This window comes from Pseudomonas sp. NS1(2017) (assembly GCF_002269425.1).
GTDB classification, from domain to species: Bacteria; Pseudomonadota; Gammaproteobacteria; order Pseudomonadales; family Pseudomonadaceae; genus Aquipseudomonas; species Aquipseudomonas reactans.
In genome coordinates, this window is sequence record NZ_CP022960.1 from 3,848,022 (window position 1) to 3,862,715 (window position 14,694).

19 protein-coding genes are annotated in these 14,694 nt (G+C 61.7%); 4 read left to right on the forward strand and 15 right to left on the reverse strand.

The window, feature by feature from the left end; genetic code table 11:
- Positions 1–16 precede the first annotated feature (16 nt).
- The 6 genes from CI807_RS18270 to tusD form a co-directional block, all read right to left on the reverse strand.
- Positions 17–1,012, reverse strand: coding sequence for a glutathione S-transferase family protein (locus CI807_RS18270; RefSeq protein ID WP_095015625.1), 996 nt, complete (start codon positions 1,010–1,012; stop codon positions 17–19).
- 88 nt (positions 1,013–1,100) lie between these two features.
- The gene (locus CI807_RS18275; RefSeq protein WP_095015626.1) at positions 1,101–2,102 is read right to left on the reverse strand and encodes a glycosyl transferase family protein; all 1,002 of its coding nucleotides are present in this window, start codon (positions 2,100–2,102) and stop codon (positions 1,101–1,103) included.
- Positions 2,099–2,434, reverse strand: coding sequence for a TusE/DsrC/DsvC family sulfur relay protein (locus CI807_RS18280; protein ID WP_095015627.1), 336 nt, complete (start codon positions 2,432–2,434; stop codon positions 2,099–2,101). The genes CI807_RS18275 and CI807_RS18280 overlap by 4 nt, the downstream gene beginning before the upstream one ends.
- Positions 2,431–2,709, reverse strand: a complete 279-nt coding sequence (gene tusB, locus CI807_RS18285) for a sulfurtransferase complex subunit TusB (protein ID WP_028616783.1) — start codon at positions 2,707–2,709, stop codon at positions 2,431–2,433. The genes CI807_RS18280 and tusB overlap by 4 nt, the downstream gene beginning before the upstream one ends.
- On the reverse strand, positions 2,709–3,059 hold the full coding sequence (gene tusC, locus CI807_RS18290; protein ID WP_095015628.1) for a sulfurtransferase complex subunit TusC: 351 nt from the start codon (positions 3,057–3,059) through the stop codon (positions 2,709–2,711). Before tusC ends, tusB begins: the two co-directional genes overlap by 1 nt.
- A 1-nt stretch (position 3,060) precedes the next feature.
- Positions 3,061–3,453, reverse strand: coding sequence for a sulfurtransferase complex subunit TusD (tusD, locus tag CI807_RS18295; RefSeq protein ID WP_016977549.1), 393 nt, complete (start codon positions 3,451–3,453; stop codon positions 3,061–3,063).
- A 157-nt stretch (positions 3,454–3,610) separates the two neighbouring features.
- On the opposite strand from tusD, the gene CI807_RS18300 reads away from it, so the two are divergent.
- The gene (locus tag CI807_RS18300) at positions 3,611–4,774 is read left to right on the forward strand and encodes a CaiB/BaiF CoA-transferase family protein (RefSeq protein WP_095015629.1); all 1,164 of its coding nucleotides are present in this window, start codon (positions 3,611–3,613) and stop codon (positions 4,772–4,774) included.
- Between the two features lie 3 nt (positions 4,775–4,777).
- On the opposite strand, the gene CI807_RS18305 is transcribed toward CI807_RS18300, so the two are convergent.
- Positions 4,778–5,272, reverse strand: coding sequence for a SprT family zinc-dependent metalloprotease (locus tag CI807_RS18305; protein WP_010209629.1), 495 nt, complete (start codon positions 5,270–5,272; stop codon positions 4,778–4,780).
- 128 nt (positions 5,273–5,400) lie between these two features.
- Positions 5,401–6,003: a Yip1 family protein gene (locus CI807_RS18310; RefSeq protein ID WP_016977555.1), complete on the reverse strand. Its 603-nt coding sequence runs from the start codon at positions 6,001–6,003 to the stop codon at positions 5,401–5,403.
- Positions 6,004–6,265: 262 nt separating this feature from the next.
- Here CI807_RS18310 and ttcA point away from each other — a divergent pair, with 262 nt between their 5' ends.
- Both ttcA and CI807_RS18320 read left to right on the forward strand, forming a co-directional pair.
- On the forward strand, positions 6,266–7,090 hold the full coding sequence (ttcA, locus tag CI807_RS18315; RefSeq protein ID WP_095015630.1) for a tRNA 2-thiocytidine(32) synthetase TtcA: 825 nt from the start codon (positions 6,266–6,268) through the stop codon (positions 7,088–7,090).
- A 67-nt stretch (positions 7,091–7,157) separates the two neighbouring features.
- Complete coding sequence (locus CI807_RS18320) at positions 7,158–7,829, forward strand: DNA-3-methyladenine glycosylase I (RefSeq protein WP_095015631.1); 672 nt, start codon at positions 7,158–7,160, stop codon at positions 7,827–7,829.
- On the opposite strand, the gene CI807_RS18325 is transcribed toward CI807_RS18320, so the two are convergent.
- Genes CI807_RS18325 through arsC form a run of 3 tightly spaced genes read right to left on the reverse strand, consistent with a single transcriptional unit; the run spans position 7,823 to position 9,178 of the window.
- On the reverse strand, positions 7,823–8,230 hold the full coding sequence (locus tag CI807_RS18325; RefSeq protein ID WP_095015632.1) for a DUF2069 domain-containing protein: 408 nt from the start codon (positions 8,228–8,230) through the stop codon (positions 7,823–7,825). The two genes, CI807_RS18320 and CI807_RS18325, sit on opposite strands and share 7 nt — an antisense overlap.
- Complete coding sequence (wrbA, locus tag CI807_RS18330) at positions 8,214–8,828, reverse strand: NAD(P)H:quinone oxidoreductase (protein ID WP_028616777.1); 615 nt, start codon at positions 8,826–8,828, stop codon at positions 8,214–8,216. The genes CI807_RS18325 and wrbA overlap by 17 nt, the downstream gene beginning before the upstream one ends.
- Entirely contained in the window at positions 8,825–9,178 is a 354-nt protein-coding gene (arsC, locus tag CI807_RS18335) for an arsenate reductase (glutaredoxin) (protein ID WP_028616776.1), read from the reverse strand. The genes wrbA and arsC overlap by 4 nt, the downstream gene beginning before the upstream one ends.
- A gap of 115 nt (positions 9,179–9,293) precedes the next feature.
- On the opposite strand from arsC, the gene CI807_RS18340 reads away from it, so the two are divergent.
- The gene (locus CI807_RS18340) at positions 9,294–9,755 is read left to right on the forward strand and encodes a TlpA disulfide reductase family protein (RefSeq protein WP_095015633.1); all 462 of its coding nucleotides are present in this window, start codon (positions 9,294–9,296) and stop codon (positions 9,753–9,755) included.
- 123 nt (positions 9,756–9,878) lie between these two features.
- On the opposite strand, the gene CI807_RS18345 is transcribed toward CI807_RS18340, so the two are convergent.
- From CI807_RS18345 to CI807_RS18360, 4 genes are all read right to left on the reverse strand, one after another.
- A complete protein-coding gene (locus CI807_RS18345; protein ID WP_016977565.1) occupies positions 9,879–10,283 on the reverse strand; it encodes an META domain-containing protein in 405 nt (134 codons plus the stop codon).
- Positions 10,280–10,720: a hypothetical protein gene (locus CI807_RS18350; protein WP_095015634.1), complete on the reverse strand. Its 441-nt coding sequence runs from the start codon at positions 10,718–10,720 to the stop codon at positions 10,280–10,282. Before CI807_RS18350 ends, CI807_RS18345 begins: the two co-directional genes overlap by 4 nt.
- A 71-nt stretch (positions 10,721–10,791) precedes the next feature.
- A complete protein-coding gene (locus CI807_RS18355; protein WP_095015635.1) occupies positions 10,792–11,781 on the reverse strand; it encodes a 2-hydroxyacid dehydrogenase in 990 nt (329 codons plus the stop codon).
- A gap of 146 nt (positions 11,782–11,927) precedes the next feature.
- A complete protein-coding gene (locus tag CI807_RS18360) occupies positions 11,928–14,681 on the reverse strand; it encodes a response regulator (RefSeq protein WP_095015636.1) in 2,754 nt (917 codons plus the stop codon).
- Positions 14,682–14,694: the final 13 nt, after the last annotated feature.

Below are 14,694 nucleotides of genomic sequence, written 5' to 3' on the forward strand. Positions count from 1 at the left end.
TCGCCACAATGTGTTTTCAGCTCAAGATGCCGTTTCCGGCCAGGCGCTGACGATCATGGGCGGCATCAAACTTCTGCAACGGCCCCTTCGGCACAATCCCCGTCGGGTTAATCGTGCGGTGGCTGGCATAGTAATGCCCCTTGATGTGCGCAAAATCCACCGTCTCGGCCACGCCCGGCCACTGGTGCATTTCCCTCAGCCAGTTCGACAGGTTCGGATAATCCGCAATCCTGCGCAGGTTGCATTTGAAGTGGCTGTAATACACCGCATCAAAGCGAATCAGCGTGGTAAACAGGCGCACATCCGCCTCGGTCAGGTATTCGCCGGCCAGGTAGCGATGGTCGCCCAGGTGCTGTTCCAGGTAATCCAACTCGGCAAACACATCATCAAATGCGCTTTCATACGCCTGCTGCGATGTGGCGAAGCCCGCGCGGTATACACCATTGTTCACAGCAGGGTAGATGCGTTCGTTCAGCGCGTCGATGGTTGCGCGCAGCGACTCGGGGTAGAAGTCCAGGGTATTGCCAGTCAATTCATTAAACGCGCTGTTGAACATGCGGATGATCTCCGCCGATTCATTGCTGACGATGCGCTTGAGCTTCTTGTCCCACAGCACCGGCACGGTGACGCGCCCGGTGTAGTCAGCCGTGTCAGCAGTGTAGCGCTGGTGCATGAAGTCGAAATCATCCAGCTTGTCGCCGGTGGAGCCGTGAGCCTTATCGAAGGTCCAGCCGTTTTCCAGCATCAACCAACTGACCACGGACACGTCGATCAGGCTTTCCAGGCCCTTGAGCTTGCGCAGAATCAGGGTGCGATGGGCCCACGGGCAGGCGAGAGAGACATAGAGGTGGTAGCGACCGGCCTCGGCCTTGAATCCGCCTTCGCCACTCGGGCCTGGCGTGCCGTCGGCGGTCACCCAGTTGCGGCGTTGCGCCTGTTCCCGTTGGAATGCGCCGTCTGCGCTACTTTCGTACCACTGGTCTTTCCAGTGTCCTTCGATTAGCAAACCCATGACTGGCTCCTTGGCTGATAAGCGTTGGAGGCCAGTCTAAAGGGCTGAGTTCGATTTAAAAGCGCAAAGACCGGGCGCTAATGATCGATTAAATCGATTTGTCTCGTGCGTCCCAGTATTGCTGGGCCAAGGCGAACGCCTGTTCCCGTGAATGGCCCAGGCCGCGCAAGGCCAGGGCCATAGTCGCGATCAAGGCAAGTTGCGGGTAACTGTCTTCGACATCGCCGCGCCACAACGCCTTCAGGTGTTCCGGTTCGAGTGTGGCGGGTTTGACGTGGCGCTGGGCGGAGAGGGCGGGCCACTCTTCGTCCCAGCTTTCGCCGCCCGTGGTGCCGTACAGGTGGCTGGCCGAGTCGGGGTTGATCTCGATTTCGCCGCCATCACCCTTCACTACGATGACATTGTCGCCGAGCAGGCCGCTGGCATCGCGGTGCACGCCCTGATAACCCGGATGGAAAATGCTTTGCAGGCCCAGGCGCGCATTCAAGGGGTTGAGCAAGCGCGCCAGGGAGTGGATCGGCGAGCGCAGGCCCAGGGTGTTGCGCAGGTCGATCATGCGTTGCAATTGCGGCGCCCAGTCGCCCAGCGGGATAAACGCCAGGTTGCCTTGCGCATAAGCGGCCTCGACCTGCTGCCAGTTGCGGCACAGTGGGATCTGCAAACCTTCCAGCAATTGCTCGGTGTACAACCGCCCGGCCGTGTGTGCGCCGCCGCCGTGCATAAGGATGCGCACGCCGTTCTGCGCCAGGCACTTGGCCGCCAGCAGGTACCACGGCAGGTGGCGCTTCTTGCCGGCGTAGGTTGGCCAGTCGACATCCACGTTCAGCGCCGGGGCATCCAGGCGTTCGCGCACGGCTTCGCTGAAGCCAGCGAGTTCTTCAGGGCTTTCTTCCTTGTGGCGCAACAGCATCAGGAACGCGCCGAGCTGGGTGTCTTCGACTTTTTCGTCGAGCAACATGCCCATGGCTTCGCGGGCTTCCTCGCGGGTGAGGTTGCGCGCGCCGCGCTTGCCTTTGCCCAGGATGCGCACGAACTGCGCAAACGGGTGTTCGGCAGGGGTTTCAAGGGTCAGCGGGGCAAAATCGGTCATAAGCAATTCGTCGGCCTGGGCAGGCCCGCCAGCTTGGCGGCGAGTTTGGCGGGAGTGCCGTTGAACAGTTTGTTGAGGTGCAGGCTGTTGCCCTTTTCCGGGCCGAGCTTCAAGGCGGTGTACTTGATCAGCGGACGTGTGGCCGGGGACAGCTGGAATTCGGCATAGAACTGGCGCAGCAGTTCGAGGATTTCCCAGTGGGCCGGGGTCAGCTCCAGGGTCTCGGCGGCGGCCAGGGCATGGGCGACCTCTGCGGACCAGTCGTTCAGGTCGGCCAAATAACCGTCCTTGTCCAGTTCCAGGGTACGTGCGCCTACGGTCAGGGTGTTCATAGCCAGGTGTTGACCTTGTCGTAGTCGATCGACAGTTGCACGAAACCTGGGTAGTCCACGCTGTCGGCCCAGTCCGGCAGCGGCAGGTTGCGCGCCTGCATGTCTTCGGCCAGCACAAACACCTTCACGCCCTTGGTGTGCAGGGCCGGGGCGTGGAGCCCATAGGCGCCGTCGCCACACAGCAGGATCGCGTCCTCGGCACCGCAGATACGCAGGCAGCTATCGAGGCGACTATCGGAAAACGGGGAGTGAGACACCACGTGTAAAGTCGACATCAGAGGGTAATCACCTGGTCGTAACGGTCAATCAATTGGGAAATAGCATCGTTGCTCAACGGTTGCGCCTCGGTGGGCGGCGTCAAGCCACGCACGGCCATGCTGTGGCGGCAGGCAAAGACATCGTCGATGCCGAACAGCCCCAATGCCTGCAGGTTGGCACTGAGGTCCTTTTGTTGCACGGCCTTGGCGTTCTGGTGCGCAGCGAGCTGGAACACGCCGTCATCCATGAACAGCAAGCCGATGGGCAGATCGAACGCGCCACCGGCCAGCACAATATCCAGCGCTTCCCGTGCGCTCGGCCCGGACCACGGCGCCTGACGGCTGATCACCAATAAGGATTTAGACATCTCACGGCCCTCCAAAACAGATCAGGCGGTCGGCATCCTGAATCGCATCATGTAATTGCCCCAGGCCAGACAGTGCCCAGGGCGCATCCAGATTCACCGCTGTGCGCTGATACCGCGTGGCTTCCTCCTGGTTGAGCACGCCACGGCGTAACGCAGCGGCAATGCACACCACGCCATCAAGCTGGTGCTGGCTGACAAACTCACGCCATTGGCGGGCGATGTCTTGCTCATCCTGGGGCGCAACGATGTTGTTGGACGCGCTGTACACACCGTCCTGATAGAAAAACAGCCGCACAATCTCGTGCCCGCCGGCCAGCGCCGCCTGGGCGAACAGCAGGGCGCGGCGCGAGGAGGGCGCGTGGGCCGCGGAAAACAGGGCAATCGCAAACTTCATGGAACACTCTGCAAGCAAACGTGGGCCAATGATAAAGCCGCCGCCACGAAAAAGCCCGCCGTGATCAAAACGGTCACCTTTGCTGACTGTTTCGGCGATTGCCGGAAAGCGCAGGGCTGCCTAGTCTGTGGGCAGTCGAAACGGAAATGGAGTGCCCATGTCAGGTCCCTTGGCGTCCCTCAAAGTGCTGGATTTTTCCACCCTGCTGCCCGGCCCGTTTGCCTCCCTGATGCTGGCGGACATGGGCGCCGAGGTGCTGCGTATCGAGTCGCCCACGCGCCTGGACCTGTTGCGGGTGCTGCCGCCCCATGATCAGGGCACATCGGCCAGCCACGCCTACCTCAACCGCAATAAACGCAGCCTGGCGCTGGACCTCAAGCAGGCCGAGGCGCTGGAGATCGTGCGGGCGCTGGTGAAGGACTACGACATCCTGCTCGAACAATTCCGCCCTGGGGTGATGGAGCGTCTGGGTTTGGGTTATGAGGCATTGAAGTCGATCAATCCCCGGCTGATTTATGTGTCGATCACCGGTTATGGCCAGACAGGACCCTATAAGGACCGCGCCGGGCACGATATCAACTACCTGGCGTTGGCCGGTGTGGCCAGTTACACCGGGCGCCAGGACAGCGGGCCGCTGCCATTGGGCGTGCAAGTGGCGGATGTGGGCGGTGGTTCGCTGCATGCGGTGGTGGGGTTGCTCGCGGCGGTCATCGCGCGGCAGCAGAGCGGGGTTGGTCAATACCTGGATGTGAGCATGACCGACTGCTCGTTCAGCCTGAACGCCATGGCCGGCGCGGGTTACCTGGCGTGTGGGGTGGAGCCGGAGCGGGAAAGTCATGTGCTCAATGGCGGCAGCTTTTACGATTACTATCGCTCGCGGGATGGGCGCTGGATGTCGGTGGGTAGCCTGGAACCTGGGTTTATGCAGCAACTCTGCGAGGCGCTGGGACGGCCGGAATTGGCGGCGCTGGGCTTGTCACCCAAGCTCAAGGTGGCGCTGCAAGTTGAATTTGAAAAGCGCAGCTTCGATGAGCTGTGCGTGTTGTTCGCCGGAGTGGATGCGTGCGTGGAGCCGGTGTTGAGCCTGGGTGAGGCGGTGGAACATCCACAGCTCAAGGCGCGGCAAGTGGTCAGCCAGGTTCCGCGGGGCGATGGGTCGACCCAGGCGCAATTGGCCTGTCCGTTGAAGTTTTCGCAAGGATTGCCGGCACCGAGGCATATTGGCGCCGCGGTGGGGGCGCACAGTGATGAAGTCTTGGCAGAACTGGGCCTGAGCCCGCAGCGAATCAGCGAGCTGCGCACAGCCCGCGTCATCGCCTAACGCTTATTCGACGCGGGTTTCGCCGGTAAAAACCAAGGTTTGCCGACACCGCCGACACAAATACCGCCGCCCCTGAGCCACCATGCCATGGCGTTGTGACGAAAACGGAAAGTCACTGTCCGCACACGGGCATCGGTAGATATAGCGAGTCACCTGTCGACGCTTCACTTCATAAGTGTGGCAACGATCCGGCGGTAGTTCGTAAACCCCGCGCATGATCAATTGCCATTCCTCGCCATGGGGCTGGATGCGTTCACCAAACAATTGGTGGGCAATCAGGTGCGCCACTTCATGGGCCACGGTCTGTTTCAGGAAGTGTTGGCTGTTTTCACGGTACAACTGTGGGTTGAAACGCAGCAGGTTCTCGTGCAAATGCGCGACACCGGCCTTCTGGCCCCGCAGCTTGAGGCTGACCTGGGGGCGTTTGAAGCTTCGTTTGAAAAAGGATTCGGCTTGTAGGAAACAATCTTCGACGCGGGTATTGAGTTGCTCGGGCATGCTGACCATATCTCCAGAGACGCCCAGTATGCCGCAAAGCTGGGTATTTCCGAATCTGTCAGGCGCCGAATGGTCATGCATGATGCACAAAGCCACCTTGCGGTGGCTTTGTCTAAGGTTTCAAACGGTCAGTTGGTGTAGATCGGGCCCACGCCCAGCCCCCAGACGATCACGGTAAACGCCATGATTGCCACCAGTACCACCAGGCCCACAGCCAGTACCGAGCTGGAAAATAGAAAGCCTTCATCCGGATCGATGTTCATGAAGGTCGGCAGCCCCACATAAAGTAAGTACACCGTGTAGCAAATGGCCGCCGTGCCCACGACCATGCCCAGCCACATATGCGGATACAGTGCGGCTAGCCCACCGATAAACAGCGGCGTAGCGGTGTAGGTGGCAAAGGCCACGCAGCGTGCCATGCTGGGGTTGGCGTCGTAGGTGCGCGCCATCCAGTGAATGAACGCACCCATCACCGCCACGCCACCGAGCATGGCAGCGTAGGACATGATGGTCATCCACAAGGCGCTTTCCTGGGTCAGCATCACTGGCGCACGGTTGCCGATGACCCAGCCAACCTGGGTGGTGCCGATAAAGGCGGAAACGGCGGGGATCGCCGCGAGAATCAAGGTGTGAGTGAGGTACATGTGGCCGATGCTTTCTTCTTTATCGCCACGGATTTCCCGCCATTCCTGGTCGGGATGGGTAAACAGCCCCACGACGTGATGGATCATGCCAGTCACTCCTGTCGTTATTACCATCGCCCCCCATCGGAGCGCCCACGGGCCAAATGGCCTCAAAGGTCTGGATAGATGTGCGACCTCTAGTCGCAGTATAGGAAGTGATGACCGGAATAACTGTAGGGCCTTTAGAGCAAATTGCGCTGTAAACATTGGGCTTAATCGCGGTGGGGTCTTTTACCGCTAGCCCTTTTGATGGTTTTTTTGCGTAAAATACCCGGCTTTTCGTCACACACCTCTAGCGGATCCAAGCGCCATGGGCACTCTTACGGTCAACCAGAACAAACTGCAAAAACGCCTGCGTCGCCTGGCCGGTGAAGCGGTCGCCGATTTCAACATGATCGAGGACGGCGACAAGGTCATGGTCTGCCTCTCCGGCGGCAAAGACAGTTACACCATGCTCGACGTGCTGCTGCACCTGCAAAAGGTCGCGCCGATCAGGTTCGAGATCGTCGCCGTCAACATGGACCAGAAACAACCGGGCTTCCCCGAGCATGTGTTGCCAGCCTACCTCAATGAACTGGGTGTCGAGTACCACATCGTCGAGAAAGACACCTACTCGGTGGTCAAGGAGCTGATTCCGGAAGGCAAGACCACCTGCTCGCTGTGCTCGCGCCTGCGCCGTGGCACGCTGTACACCTTCGCGGATGAAATCGGCGCGACCAAGATGGCCCTGGGTCACCACCGCGACGATATCGTTGAGACCTTCTTCCTCAATATGTTCTTCAACGGCTCGCTCAAGGCCATGCCGCCCAAGCTGCGCGCCGATGACGGGCGTAACGTGGTGATCCGCCCGCTGGCGTATTGCAACGAGAAGGACATCCAGGCCTACTCCGACTTCAAGCAATTCCCGATCATCCCGTGCAACCTGTGCGGCTCCCAGGAGAACCTGCAGCGCCAGGTGGTCAAGGAAATGCTGGTGGACTGGGAACGCAAGACCCCAGGCCGTACCGAAAGCATCTTCCGCAGCCTGCAGAATGTGCAGCCGTCGCAGTTGGCTGACCGCAACCTGTTCGACTTCACCAGCCTGAAAATCGATGAGACTGCCGCCTCGCGTTTCGTCAATGTGGTGAACCTCTGAGCCGTTTCAACGCTCTGACACACGGCGCTCGCGGGCGCCGTTTTCAATTCTATTCCCAGGAGAGGGCATGCGCGATTACAAGTGGCTGCACGAATATTGTCTGAACCGCTTCGGTTCGGCGGCCGAGTTGGAAGCCCATCTGCCTGTAGCCAAGACCCCGGCGCAACTGCGCAAGATCAGCGATGATCGCTACCTGTCGACCCTGGCGCTGCGTGTGTTTCGTGCGGGCTTGAAGCACAGCGTGGTGGATGCCAAGTGGCCGGCGTTCGAAAAGGTGTTTTTCGGCTTCGACCCGGAAAAAGTCGTGCTGATGGGCGCCGAGCATCTGGAGCGGCTGATGCAGGACACCAGCATAATCCGGCATTTGGGCAAGCTCAAGAGCGTGCCGCGCAATGCGCAGATGATCCTCGACGTCGAGCAGGAGAAGGGCAGCTTCGGCGCGTTTATCGCCGATTGGCCGGTGACTGATATCGTCGGGCTATGGAAGTACCTGAGCAAGCACGGCCATCAACTTGGCGGGCTGTCAGCGCCACGTTTCTTGCGCATGGTCGGCAAGGACACCTTTGTGCCGAGTTATGACGTGGTGGCGGCGCTGAACGCGCAGAAGATCGTCGACAAGGCACCGACCAGCCTGCGCGACCTGGCGACAGTGCAGGGCGCGTTCAACCAGTGGCACGCCGAGAGTGGGCGGCCGATGTGCCAGTTGTCGATGATGTTGGCGTATACCGTCAATCATTGATATGCGAGGCGGCGATTCAGCTGATGCCGCCACCGCACATACAACAACGCCGTACAAAACACCGCCAGACTCGCCAGCATCTCCAGCACCCCGAACCACTGCCGGTTCGGGTCATAGGCCGCCAGCGCACCTTTGATGAAATACAGGTTCACCACAAAGCACATCCACGAATGCCCGCGCGCGCTGCCCAACAGCATGCCCGGCGTCAGCACCAGCAGCGGCACCAGCTCGATCAGCAGGATCACCCACGGCCGCGCGCCATGCAGGTCGGCGACGAACAGGTAGTAAACGCAGAGCAAACCCACCAGGCCAAAAAACGCCAGCAGGCTCAGCACGCGTGCCAGCTTGACCCGCGGCTCGAGCCACGCCTGGGGTGGCAGGACCTTAGGCTTTCTGGCCACTGCCGCTCTCCAGCAAGGTAGCGGTAGTCGCCAGGCGCAGGCCAAGGGCGCGGCACAGGGCGATTTCATGTTGATCGAGCATGCGTTTGCCATCGGGGCCGGCGTGATGGCTGGCGCCATACGGCGTGCCACCGCCCTGAGTGTCGAGCAGCGCTTGTTCGCTGTAGGGCAGGCCGGTGATCAGCATGCCGTGGTGCAGCAGCGGCAGCAGCATCGACATCAGCGTGGTTTCCTGTCCACCGTGCAGGCTGGCGGTGGAGGTGAACACCCCGGCCGGCTTGCCGACGAGGGCGCCGGTGAGCCATAGGTTGCTGGTGCCGTCGATGAAATACTTGAGCGGCGCTGCCATGTTGCCGAAACGGGTCGGGCTACCGAGGGCCAGCCCGGAGCAGTGCTTCAGGTCATCCAGGCTGGCATACAGCGCGCCTTCGTCCGGGATGCTCGGCGCCACGGCTTCGCACTCGGTGGAGATCGCCGGCACGGTGCGCAGTCGCGCTTCCATACCGCCTTGCTCAATGCCCCGGGCGATCTGCCGGGCCATTTCGCTCACCGAGCCATTGCGGCTGTAATACAACACCAGCACATAGGGCGACGTCACGGCAGGATCTCCAGCACGTTTTCCGGCGGACGGCCAATGATGGCTTTGTCGGCTGTTTCCAGGATCGGGCGCTCCATCAGCTTCGGGTGCTCGGCGATGGCGGCAATCAACTGCGCTTCGCTTAGGCTGGCGTCGGCGAGGTTGAGCGCCTTGTATTCATCTTCGCCGGTGCGCAGCAGTTGGCGGGCGCTGATACCCAGCTTGCCCAGCAGCGCCTTTAATTGCGCGGCGTTCAGCGGGGTTTCAAGGTAGCGCACCACGTTGGGGGTGAGGCCGCGGGCTTCCAGCAGTTCCAGCGCACCGCGGGATTTCGAGCAGCGCGGGTTGTGATAAAGCGTCAGATCGGTCATGTGCGGGTCGCATCTTGCGTAAGGTGGCGGGTATTCTACCCGCGCAGCGACCTGTCCTTAAACCGTAAGAGGCGATAGGTCGCAGCCAACGTTCATTTTTGCGAAGGATTACCCCATGACAAGGCGACTGATCGGTGCATTGGCGATCATCACAACCCTGCTGCTCAGCGGCTGCGGTAACGATTACGGCGTTGACCAATATGGCAAGAAGGTGGCTGCCGAACGCTTGGACAAGCAGTGGCTGGTGGTCAACTACTGGGCCGAATGGTGTGGCCCGTGCCGCACGGAAATCCCTGAGCTGAATGCCTTGGCCGAGCAACTGAAGGCGCAGAACGTGGGCGTATTCGGAGTCAACTTCGACAACGTGCAGGGCGAAGAGCTGAAAGCCGCCAGCGACAAGCTGGGCATCAAGTTCACGGTGCTGGCGCAGAATCCGGAAGAGATTTTCGATATTCCACGCAGCGAAGCCTTGCCGGTGACCTACATCATCGATGACAAGGGCAAGGTGCGTGAGACGTTGATGGGCGAGCAGACGGCGGACGGGGTGTTGGCCAAGCTCAAAGCTCTGAAGGGCTGACACGCTTTTACTGTAGGAGCGAGCTTGCTCGCGAAGAACGTCAACGATAACGCGTTTATTCTGGTCACGCGCGTTGTCCTTTGGTTCTTCGCGAGCAAGCTCGCTCCTACAGTGGAAGGAGGATCAGCCTTCTTCAAGCCATAGGCGAATCGGCTTGCCCTCGGCCGGCCAAAAGCGCGTCTGCTCGATCGGCGAGATGTCCCAGCGCTGCACGCCTTGCAGGGCCTGGAAGAAGCGGTGTTCCTGCTCCATCAAGGCCTCGGCGCAGAGTTTACGGGTGCTGCCGATCTGGCCGAAGCTGAGCTTTTCGCCGTCAACGGTGTAGGGCGCGAACCAGTGGTTGCAGCCGCCGTTGCCGTAGGCACGGCCATCGGCGCCGAGGGTAACGGTCAGGTGCGCGTAGTCCATCAGCGGCCGTTCACCAATCCATTCGACCACGTAGCTGTGATCCTGCTTGAGCTTGACCGCGTCCCCGGCGCAACCTGTCAGGGCCACTCCGACGGCGGCGAGCAGAAGCAGGCCTTTCATTGCGCGGCCTTTTGGCATTTCGGGCAGCGGTGCTTGTCGCCCTCGCTGGCCCAGCCCAATTCGGCAATGCGCGCGTTGGCGGCCGGTTGCAGCGGTTCTTTGGTCAGCTTGGTTTCCACCGCGAATTCAAACTCCAACACGGCCTCGCAGCTGTCGCAGTTGACCTTCCAGGTGTGAATCTCCAACTCGCCGAATTTCGGCCCCTGGGCCATGGCGACCCACTGGCCCGCCGGGCGGATGGAGTAGCGCGCATCACCTTCGACGGTGAGGCGCATCGACAGGGTTTTACTGCCGCGCAGGGAGACGATCAAAACGTCGCCATGCTTGATCGAACCACCGTTGCCGGTGACCTGGTAACGGCCCGGCACCAGGGCGCGGCATTCGATCAGGGTGTGTTGCGGGCTCAGCAAACTGAAGCGGAAATCGTGTTCGGCCATGGATCCTCCAAATAGGCGCGGCATCCTATCACGGGTGCTGGCTCATCATGAGCCTGGTATGTGACCGCTGATCATCCCTCGACGAGGTTCTGCGCCCGCCCATCGGCCCAGGCCGCAATGTTGGCCAGGGTCGTGCCGGCAATCGCTGCCAGGGCTTCGCGGGTAAGAAACGCCTGGTGGGCGGTGATGATCACGTTGGGGAAGGTCAGCAGGCGCGCGAGGACGTCGTCCTGCAGGGGCAGGTCGGAGCGGTCTTCGAAGAACAGTTGGGCTTCTTCTTCATACACATCCAGCCCCAGGTAGCCGAGCTGACCGTCCTTGAGCGCTTCGATCAGCGCCGGGGTGTCGACCAGACCGCCGCGACCGGTGTTGATCAGCATCGCGCCTGGCTGCATCTGCGCCAGGGAACGGGCGTTGATCAAGTGCTTGCTGTCGGCCGTCAGCGGGCAATGCAGGCTGATGATCTGCGCCTGGGCCAGCAGTTCGGGCAGGCTCACGTAGTGCGCGCCCAGGGCCTGCACTTGCGGGTTGGGGAAGGGGTCGTAGGCAAGCAACTGGCAACCGAAGCCGGCCATGATCTTGGCGAAGGTGGCACCGATCTGCCCGGTGCCGACCACGCCGACGGTCTTGCCCACCAGGTCGAAACCGGTGAGGCCGTGGAGGCTGAAATCGCCATCGCGGGTGCGGTTATAGGCCCGGTGCAGGCGACGGTTGAGGGCGAGGATCAGCGCGACCGCATGCTCGGCCACCGCATGGGGCGAATACGCCGGCACGCGCACGATGGTCAGGCCCAGGCGCTTGGCGGCGGCCAGGTCCACATGGTTGTAGCCCGCCGAACGCAGCGCGATCAACCGCGTGCCGCCCTTGGCCAGGTGCTCCAGGACCGGGGCGCTGAGGTCGTCGTTGATAAAGGCGCAGACCACTTCGTGATGCTCGGCAAGGGCCACGGTGTCGAGGTTGAGGCGAGCGGGCTGGAACTGCAGTTCCAGCCCGGGCGGCAGGGGTTCGCCGAGAAAACTGTCGCGGTCGTAGGTCTGGCTGCTGAAAAGAATGACGCGCATGGAAAAGCTCCCTGCAATTCAAGAGTTGGGATAAGTCCCCTGTAGGAGCGGGCTTGCCCGAAAAAACGCCAGGACAGCACGTTTCTACAGGCACCCCGTGTAATCGTTGACGACCTTCGCGGGCAAGCCCGCTCCTACAAGGGCGTTCAGGCGTTGACCCGCGCTTCACTGGCGAGTCGGGCGATGGACATGTCCAGTTCGTCCAGGGCGTGTTGGGCCTTGGCGTCGTCCTGCTTGAGCAGGGTTTCGGCGCGGTGGCACGCAGCCCGCAACTGCGGTACGCCGCAATAGCGGGTGGCGCCATGCAGGCGGTGCACACGTTCAATCAGGGCGTTGTTGTCATTCGCGTCACGGGCAAAGGTGATGGCCAAGCGGTCGGCCTCCAGGGAGGCGAGCAACATGGCGAGCATGTCCGCCGCCAGATCAGCCTTGCCGGCGGCCAGGCGCAGGCCCTCTTCATGGTCCAGCACGGGCAGTTGTATGCCGGGGCCGAGGCCGTCCGTTGCGCGTTCCGGGCCTTGATTGCGCAGGGCCAGGCCGGTCCACTTCAACACCACCTGGGCCAGTTGCCGCTCGCTGATGGGTTTGGTCAGGTAATCGTCCATGCCGCTTTGCAGCAAGGCGCGTTTTTCGTTGGCCATCGCGTGGGCGGTGAGGGCGACCACCGGCAAGGGCGTGCCGCTGCGCTCGCTTTCCCACTGGCGGATCGCTTCGGTGCTCTGGCGGCCGTCCATGCCGGGCATTTGCACGTCCATCAGCACGAGGTCGAACGTGTCCTGTTTCACCGCGTCGATGGCGGCATACCCGCTTTCCACGGCGCGCACCCGTGCGCCCATGTCTTCCAGCAGGGTCTGTACCAGCAGCAAGTTCGCCGGGTTGTCGTCCACGCACAGCACGCGCGGCGCACGGCTGGACAACGGCTCGCCCGGTTCGCTGCGCGATGGGCGCGGGCTGATCAGGTCGGACAGCGCGCGACGCAGCTTGCGCGTGCACGCCGGCTTGGCCTGCAACTGGCTGTTGGGGTTGGGCACGGACTGGTTGAACAACATCTGCTCAGTGGTCGGGCACAGCACCAGCACCTTGCAGCCCAGGTGTTCGAGGTCCCACAGGTGTTGGTTGAGGCGCTCGGGCGGGATGTCGTTGGCGGTCACGCCGAGTACCGCAAGGTCGATGGCCTGCTCGGTCTGATGGGCGCTGGTGATACCGTTGGTCAGGCTTTCCAGGCTATTGAACGGCGTGACGTCCAGGCCGCAGTCTTCCAGTTGATGTTGCAGCGCCTGGCGCGCCAGTTCGTGGTTTTCCAGCACCGCCACGCGATGGCCCAGCAGCGGCGCGCAAGGCAGGTCTTCGACATCGTCACGGGTCTTGGGCAGGTTCAGGCTGATCCAGAATTCCGAGCCTTCGCCTGGCGTGCTGTCTACGCCGATTTCACCGCCCATCTGCTCGATCAGTCGCTTGGAAATCACCAGGCCCAACCCCGTGCCGCCAGGCTGGCGCGACAGCGAGTTGTCGGCCTGGCTGAAGGCCTGGAACAGCGCGCGCACGTCCTGATTGGACAGGCCGATGCCGGTGTCCTGCACGCTGATGCGCAATTGCACGCTGTCTTCCTGCTCGTCCTCGATCATCGCCCGGGCGACAATGGTGCCTTCGCGGGTGAACTTGATCGCGTTGCTGATCAGGTTGGTGAGGATCTGCTTGAGGCGCAACGGATCACCCACCAGCGCCAGCGGCGTATCGCGATACACCAGGCTCACCAGTTCCAACTGCTTGGCGTGGGCGGCGGGGGCGAGGATGGTCAGGGTGTCTTGCAGCAAGTCGCGCAGGTTGAACGGGATGCTGTCGAGCACCAGTTTGCCGGCTTCGATTTTCGAGAAGTCGAGGATCTCGTTGATGATGCCCAGCAGGTTGTCGGCGGACTTTTCGATGGTGCCCAAGTAGTCGAGCTGGCGTGGGGTCAGCTCGCTTTTTTGCAGCAAATGGGTAAAGCCGAGAATGCCATTGAGCGGCGTGCGGATTTCATGGCTCATGTTGGCCAGGAACTCCGATTTGATGCGGCTGGCCTCCAGGGCCTCCTTGCGCGCCAGGTCCAGCTCGATGTTCTGGATCTCGATGGTTTCCAGGTTCTGGCGCACGTCTTCGGTGGCCTGGTCGATGCTGTGTTGCAGTTCTTCCTGGGCGTTCTGCAAGGTCTCGGCCATGCGGTTGATGCCCGAGGCGAGCTGGTCCAGTTCCTGGCTGCCCAAGGGCGGCAAGCGGGTTTCCAGGTTGCCGTCCTTGAGTTGGGCCACGGCTTGTTTGATCTGACCGATGGGCGAGTTGATGGTGCGGCTGATGCGCAGGGCCAGCGCCGCGGTGCAGATCAGGCCGATGGCGATCAGCAACAAGCTGGCGAACAGGCTGCGGTAGCCGCGCAGCAACATGCCGTTGTGGGACAGTTCCACCTCGACCCAACCCAGCAGGCGGTCGGCTTCATCCGGGATCAGTTCGCCGGCGAGGTTGCGGTGACGGCCAAACACCGGCAGCAAATAGCGGGTGGCGTCATTGCCGGTGCGCTGCAATAAATGGGAGCTGTTGCCGACCGGCGGCTGGTTGAGCATGGTCGGGCCAGCGTGGGCGAGGGGCGCGCGATCCGGGCTGAGGAAGGACACGGCACGCACATCCGGCTGTTCCAGGGATTGGGTGGCGATGCGCTCCAGCAAATCAGTGTTGCGCGCACTGAGGGCGGGCGCGACCAGAGGCGCCAACTGTTCGGCGATCATTTCGCCGCGTTGCAGCAATTGGGTCTGCAGTTCTGAGAGCTGCATCCAGGTGAAATAGCCGCCCAGCAACGAGGCCATCAGGCTGGTCGGTAATAAGGTCAGCAACAGTACGCGGCCTTTTATCCCCATTCTTGTCAGCACGCCACTCTCCTGC